This window comes from uncultured Methanobrevibacter sp., assembly GCF_947166415.1.
In the GTDB taxonomy this organism is placed as follows: domain Archaea; phylum Methanobacteriota; class Methanobacteria; order Methanobacteriales; family Methanobacteriaceae; genus Methanocatella.
In genome coordinates this window covers 1-6,408 of sequence record NZ_CAMVEE010000049.1, presented here as the reverse complement: position 1 = coordinate 6,408, position 6,408 = coordinate 1, and the positions used below count along the sequence as shown (strand labels likewise).

General features: G+C 36.2%; 8 protein-coding genes. 5 read left to right on the top strand and 3 right to left on the bottom strand.

Annotated elements, in window-relative coordinates:
* Positions 1 to 118: 118 nt before the first annotated feature.
* Positions 119 to 397, bottom strand: coding sequence for a hypothetical protein (locus Q0W25_RS08645; protein WP_298521190.1), 279 nt, complete (start codon positions 395 to 397; stop codon positions 119 to 121).
* On the opposite strand from Q0W25_RS08645, the gene Q0W25_RS08640 reads away from it, so the two are divergent.
* From Q0W25_RS08640 to Q0W25_RS08620, 5 genes are read left to right on the top strand one after another with little or no spacing between them, the layout of a single operon-like run.
* Positions 391 to 960 carry a GMP synthase subunit A gene (locus tag Q0W25_RS08640; protein WP_298521187.1) on the top strand — a complete coding sequence of 190 codons (570 nt, stop codon included), beginning with the start codon at positions 391 to 393 and terminating at the stop codon, positions 958 to 960. The genes Q0W25_RS08645 and Q0W25_RS08640 overlap by 7 nt on opposite strands.
* Positions 953 to 1,210, top strand: a complete 258-nt coding sequence (locus Q0W25_RS08635) for a hypothetical protein (RefSeq protein WP_297825404.1) — start codon at positions 953 to 955, stop codon at positions 1,208 to 1,210. The genes Q0W25_RS08640 and Q0W25_RS08635 overlap by 8 nt, the downstream gene beginning before the upstream one ends.
* Position 1,211: 1 nt before the next feature.
* Positions 1,212 to 2,138, top strand: coding sequence for a glutamine-hydrolyzing GMP synthase (gene guaA, locus Q0W25_RS08630; RefSeq protein ID WP_297825401.1), 927 nt, complete (start codon positions 1,212 to 1,214; stop codon positions 2,136 to 2,138).
* A gap of 56 nt (positions 2,139 to 2,194) precedes the next feature.
* A complete protein-coding gene (locus Q0W25_RS08625) occupies positions 2,195 to 3,367 on the top strand; it encodes a hypothetical protein (RefSeq protein WP_298521184.1) in 1,173 nt (390 codons plus the stop codon).
* 1 nt (position 3,368) lies between these two features.
* Positions 3,369 to 4,328, top strand: a complete 960-nt coding sequence (locus Q0W25_RS08620; protein WP_298521182.1) for a DegT/DnrJ/EryC1/StrS family aminotransferase — start codon at positions 3,369 to 3,371, stop codon at positions 4,326 to 4,328.
* Here the strand turns inward: Q0W25_RS08620 and cgi121 are convergent.
* Entirely contained in the window at positions 4,303 to 4,794 is a 492-nt protein-coding gene (cgi121, locus tag Q0W25_RS08615; RefSeq protein WP_298521180.1) for a KEOPS complex subunit Cgi121, read from the bottom strand. The two genes, Q0W25_RS08620 and cgi121, sit on opposite strands and share 26 nt — an antisense overlap.
* Before the next feature lie 7 nt (positions 4,795 to 4,801).
* Positions 4,802 to 6,271, bottom strand: a complete 1,470-nt coding sequence (locus Q0W25_RS08610) for a (R)-citramalate synthase (RefSeq protein WP_297825389.1) — start codon at positions 6,269 to 6,271, stop codon at positions 4,802 to 4,804.
* Positions 6,272 to 6,408: the final 137 nt, after the last annotated feature.

Sequence of the window (6,408 nt, the reverse complement as noted above, 5' to 3'; positions counted from 1 at the left end):
CTAAAGCAAAATCTAGTAAGGTGCTACCAAGCGCTTCTCGATAATCTCCACCATTTACATATTTAACTCTATAAAAAATAGTTTATAAACATTATTATAACACAATCTAGAAAATTAATCACATATTAATATGGCTTTCGAAAAATCCTCTTTTTTTATTGAGGATAATTGTTAAGTAAAATGAGTTAGTTACTATGAAAACATCAAGATTATAATTTATTACATACATTTTTTCCTTTTTACCAATATTTATTCCCTGCCTTATTATCAATATTAAAACAAAAAAAGTCCACATGAAATATGCTCCACCCCCATGACTGTCCAATATTAATAAACTATAATAAATAAAAAAGCCAAAAATAATATCATTATATTTTAATGGAGCATAAAATGACAATAGTAGTTATAAACAACAAAGGACAGTACAACCATAGAATTGGCAGAAGTTTGCAATACCTCAATATTCCTCACGAATTAGTTTCAAACGATTTATCCATTGAAGAAATTGAAGCTAAAAATCCAATCGGACTTATTTTGGGAGGAGGCCCTTCCATTGAAGGTGCTGGAAATAGCGAGGAATACATCAAACATTTCGATGTCCCAATTTTAGGAATCTGTCTTGGACACCAATTAATTGCTAAGGCATATGGTGGAGAAGTTACAACTTCAGATACCGAAAGTTATGCTCAAGTTAAAATTAACATTACTAATGATAAAAGCTTATTTGAAGGATTAGGTTCTCAAATGGATGTTTGGTCTTCACATAAAGATGAAGTCAAGACAATACCTGAGGACTTTGAAATTCTTGCTAGTTCAAACTTATGTGATGTTGAATCCTTTAAGCATAAAGATAAAGAGGTATATGGAATCCAATTCCACCCAGAAGTGCATCACACTCCAAAAGGATCAATAATTTTTGAAAATTTCTATAAAATCTGTCAAAGGTGTAATGATGATTGATAATGCGGAAGATTTAAAAAATAAGGCCATTGAATATAAAGCGGATTTGAAAAGACAATACGTCAACATCCCTATCGGTGATGAAGAGTACGGATTTAGAATATCCGGAATAGGAGAAAAATCTGTAAAAATAGAAAAATTCGTTAAATATGATGATATCTTTGAAGCCATTGAATCAGGAAATGACAATGGCCTAGAAGCTATGATAAAACAAGTAATTGAAGATTACGATAAAGAAGATGAGGAATAAAATGTTAAGCCCTAAAGAATTTATCGAAGACGCAGTCCAAAAAATTAAAGACCAAATCGGTGACGAAAAAGCTATTATTGCATTGTCCGGAGGAGTAGACAGTTCAGTCTGTTCTGTTCTCGTTCAGGAAGCTATCGGCGATAATTTAACTGCAATTTTTGTTGACCATGGACTTTTAAGAGAAGGCGAAGTTGAACAGGTGACCAACACATTTAAAGACAGGTTAAACTTTAAGTTCGTTGACGCATCAGATGAATTTATGGATGCCCTTGCAGGTTATGACGATCCTGAAGACAAAAGGAAAATCATCGGAAAAGTATTTATCGACGTGTTCGAAAGGGAAGCTGAAAAGGCTGACGCAAAATACTTAGTGCAAGGAACTATCGCACCTGACTGGATTGAAACCAAAGGCGAAATCAAATCCCACCACAACCTTGCTCTCCCAAGCGGAATGGTATTGGAACTCTGCGAACCAATTCGTGACTTATACAAAGATGAAGTAAGGGAAATCGGTGTGGAATTAGGCCTTCCAGATACAACCGTATACAGACAACCTTTCCCAGGGCCTGGACTTGGAGTGCGTGTTGTTGGTGCTTTAACTAGAGAAAATGTTGAAATCTGCAGAAAAGCAAACAAAATCGTTTGCGATGAAGTCGAAAAGGCAGGAATCGATAAAGAGGTATGGCAATACTTTGCTGTATTGACTGACACTAAAGTTACCGGTGTTAAAGGAGACCAAAGAGACTTCGGATACCTGGTAGTTGTAAGAATAGTCAATTCAATTGATGCTATGACCGCATCCGTTGCTGAACTTCCTTGGGAAGTTGTGCAGACCATCTCAAAAAGAATCACTTCAGAAATTTCTGAAGTCACCCATGTCGCTTTATCCATTAGTGATAAACCACCTGCAACCATCGAATTCTGTTAAATACTATTCTAACCAATAGTATTTACTTTTACTTTTTTTAAAAATTAAGATTGACCATGAAAACCACAAAAAATGCTTATCTTGCAAAACTGACAGAACAGATTCAGATGAAATCTGTTAATGTCGGCAAAAATCTTGAAGGAACCACACCACCATCAGTATTCATCGGAAGGTGGTCCTATCCTAAGGTTTATGCAGGACCCATGATGAGTTCACAGATGGGCGATACCCACATTATGGATTCGCCGGAGGATTGGATTGGTCAAAACAAAACTCAAGAGGACATCATAAACTACAGGATGAACCTTGTGAGGGGAAAGCAGTTAATCAGAATTGACGATTTGGAAAACCCGTTTGTTGAAAAACTTCAGGACATATCCTTAGCGTCCAAGTCAATTGACAGTGAGGCCACATTTGGAAGAAGGCCTACAGGATCAATGCTGACAGAGGACAGCACTCCTCATGGACCCAGTGCAGTTATTGAAAAATTCAATATAGATGCTGTGAAATGGGACAGGCAGCTTGAAAAAACATTCTATGATACTGATTTGAAAGCTGTTGACGCTGTTGTAAACCTTCACAATAAGGACGTTCCCTTTTCAGCCATGCAGAAAGCATTTTCCGTAGGTGCAATCGGTACAAAAAACAAAAGGAAACTTGTTCCGACAAGATGGTCAATAACAGCCTGCGATTCGACACTTGCCGACCAGTTCCTAAAGCAAGTCAGGAAATTTGAAATCCTTGATACCTATAGAGTATTTGAATTTGGAGCTCTGAATACCTATTATGTAATCATTTTAACACCTACAGAATGGCAATACGAGTGGTATGAAGCTTTCATTAAGTTGATAAGAAATGAAGAATTGATATTTTCCGATTATGAAACAAATGCTGACAAAAAAGAGTATTCAAGAGTGGGTGGCTGTTACTATACGGCAAAAATGGTTGTCCTTGACTATCTCATGGAAATCAAAAAGCAGTCAGGACTTCTTATATTAAGAGAAGCATATGAGGATTATATTCCATTGGGCGTTTTCAACGTTAGGGAAAATATCAGAGAAGCAATGGCAAACCCATACCTAGAATTTGAAACATTGGAAGACGCTTTAAAATATGCGGGAACCAAACTAAGGCTGCCGATAAGCAAATTTGTAAAGCAGGGAACCTTGCTGAATGAAATGCTTCACACAAAGCAGACCACATTAGATATGTACTTTAAAAGTGAATAATATGTTTAGATTCAAAACACCTTCGAAAAGAACCCAAGAAATAATGTCTGAAGTGGCATTAGGCAAACATTCAAATATCGACTTTGAAGAGAGCTGTATCGAAAAGATTAAAGATCTGACAAATCATGAAGAAGCAAAAATCACTTCCAGCGGCAACAATAGTATTTTCATTGCCCTTTCATCTATCGAAGGTGACATAATCGTTCCGGACCAGGGAGGATGGCACGGATTCAAGCAGATTGCCAAATTCTTAAACAAAAATATTATAACATTGAAAACAGATTTGGGATTAATAAATCCGAATTATCTGGATGATATGGATGTTGAAGAAAATTCAGCATTGATATTTACAAGCTTTGCAGGATACTGTGCAGAGCAGGACATCAAGTCAATTTCAAGGTACTGTAAAAGCAATGGCATCACAACAATTGAGGATGCATCAGCAGGAATCGGAGATAGTGAAAACAGACTCGGAAAAAATTCAGACATCATACTTGCATCTACCGGTTCGCCAAAAATAATCAATGTAGGAAGTGGCGGATTCATAGCGGCCAATGATTCTGAAATTTTCAAGCAAACATCACTCCCACAAAAACTAAGCAAAACTAATGAAATTATATGCAGTGGTATAGATAGCGAACTTGATAATGTTAGTAAAAATCTAGAACTTACATTAAATGCAACAGAGCATATAAAAAAACACATCCCTAATGCAATTCATTTAAATAAAAGAGGAGTCAATGTCATCATTCCACATCATGATGCAAAGTCAATAAGTTGGGAATTGAAAAAATCATTAACCACCGACAAAAGCGGATTCATCACAACATGTCCTAACTACAACCGCATAAAAGAAAAAGCAATTTCTATTGAAATCAAAAATTTGGATTACTGCTGTCTTGAAAATGAATATCTGGATAAGATAATTGAAGTGGTCAATAGTCAACTGCAAGTTTTGTAATCCTATCAATTATCACATCTTCAACAGACATGTTTTCAAGCTCATCAGGACTTATTTTATATACTTTTATTAAATTTTCATAATTGGGATTCAAAACGCTTTCATCTGATGTGAAGATTGAAGAGAGTTCCGAAGTATGATCATCACAATTAATAAGAACAGCACACAGATTCATTTTACCTTCCTTTAATCCCAATATTTTAAAAGCCTTTGAAATCTGCCTTTGGGCAGAACATCTCAGTGCAATTTCAACGCTGATATCCTTTGCCAAATTTTCTCCTCTCTCAAAAGCAAGGAATGCCTGGTTGACACCATGGATAATATGATTCTTTGAAGCTATTGAATCTGCATTCAGAAGCTGGATAATTTCACCATCTTTTCTGATTCCATCAATCTTATCAAGGGTTTCTCCAACAGAATCAATTGTTGATTCGAAACCTAGAATTTGAACGTTTTCCATCTGCATGCAATCACTAATCCCTAAGCAATCTGTTAACTCCGGAAATGTATGCCTTGACACTTGCATTGATAATGTCAGGTTCTGTACCGCGAGCGGAAACAACCTTATCTCCTTTCTGCAATTTGATAATTACATCAATGAATGCATCGGTACCTCCAGTAATCGCATCTACGTGGTATTCGATTAAATCGACATCAGTGAAAATGTCCAAAGTTTTTAAAGCATTGATTGCTGCATCTACAGGACCTATACCAACACCAGCATTAAGAATTTCATCATCATCCATTGTTATCTTGACTGAAGCGGTAGGCATGACCTTATTTCCGGAAACAATAGTTAATTCATCTAGTTTTATCCTATCCTCATGGTTGATTTCCAAAACGTTGTCAGCTATTGCCTGCAAGTCGACATCTGTAACAGTCTTGCCCATGTCAGCTAAACTTTTGATATCGCTGCATATTTGCTGAAGCTGATTTTCATTGACATTCAAACCCAATTCCTTGAGCCTGTTATCCAATCCATGAGTTCCCATATGTTTTCCGATGACAAACCTGCGTTTTCTTCCAACAAGTTCAGGAGTAATCGGTTCATATGTGGCGGAATTTTTGATTATACCATCTGAATGGATTCCAGATTCATGAGCAAATGCATTTTCTCCAACAATTGCCTTATTCGGTTGAATATATACTCCAGTGGATCTGGCAACCAGTTTGGAGATATCATAAATTTCATTAATCTTTATGTTTGTTGAAAACTCTGGAAGCAACCTTTCGATACTGACAACACATTCCTCAAAAGAAGTGTTTCCAGCCCTCTCACCGATACCGTTTACGGTAGTGTGGATTTCAGTTGCACCACCTTCAAGTGAAGATAATGTATTGGCAACAGCAAGGCCAAAATCATTATGGCAGTGACATGCAATCGGAACAGGAATGTCCCTGAGTTTATTAAATATTTCAAATGACTTATTCGGTGTCAAAATACCTACAGTATCACATACACAGATTCTGTCAGCACCATGGTCTATCGCATTTTCATATACTGATTTTAAAAAATCGAAATCACTTCTTGTAGCATCCTCTGCTGACAATTCAACAGTCAAACCGTGATCCTTACAATATTCAATTGCAGAATTGGATAAATCTATCAGTTTATCACGTGTGGTTTTTAATTTCTCAGAAATGTGCAAGTCTGAAGTTGGAACGACCAGATTTACTGCATCCACATCACATTCTAGACAGTAATCAATATCAACTGTTAAAGGCCTTGAAAAACTTAAGATTTCAGCGTTCAAACCTTGTGATGTAATTTCCTTAATGGATTGCCTTTCGCCTTCAGAAGTTATGGCGGAGCCTGCCTCAATAAAGTCAACTCCAATTTCATCAAGCTTATTAGCAATTCTCAATTTTTCCAAAGGAGTTAAAGAAACACCTGGAGTCTGTTCCCCATCACGTAATGTAGTATCCAATACTTTAATATTCATTTAATCACCAAAAAAATGCAATAGAGGTATTAAGTAATAAAAAAAAACAGTCAAAAAAAAATAAGTTATAATTGTAATAGAAAAAGCTTGCAGCGAAATGAAATTCCCATAGAAAACCATAGTACACAAACAAAACA

Coding starts and splice junctions, on each gene's coding strand:
- Q0W25_RS08640 (WP_298521187.1), top strand. CDS start 391: ATGACAATAGTAGTTATAAACAACAAAGGACAGTACAACCATAGAATT.
- Q0W25_RS08635 (WP_297825404.1), top strand. CDS start 953: ATGATTGATAATGCGGAAGATTTAAAAAATAAGGCCATTGAATATAAA.
- guaA (WP_297825401.1), top strand. CDS start 1,212: ATGTTAAGCCCTAAAGAATTTATCGAAGACGCAGTCCAAAAAATTAAA.
- Q0W25_RS08625 (WP_298521184.1), top strand. CDS start 2,195: ATGAAAACCACAAAAAATGCTTATCTTGCAAAACTGACAGAACAGATT.
- Q0W25_RS08620 (WP_298521182.1), top strand. CDS start 3,369: ATGTTTAGATTCAAAACACCTTCGAAAAGAACCCAAGAAATAATGTCT.
- cgi121 (WP_298521180.1), bottom strand. CDS start 4,794: ATGCAGATGGAAAACGTTCAAATTCTAGGTTTCGAATCAACAATTGAT.
- Q0W25_RS08610 (WP_297825389.1), bottom strand. CDS start 6,271: ATGAATATTAAAGTATTGGATACTACATTACGTGATGGGGAACAGACT.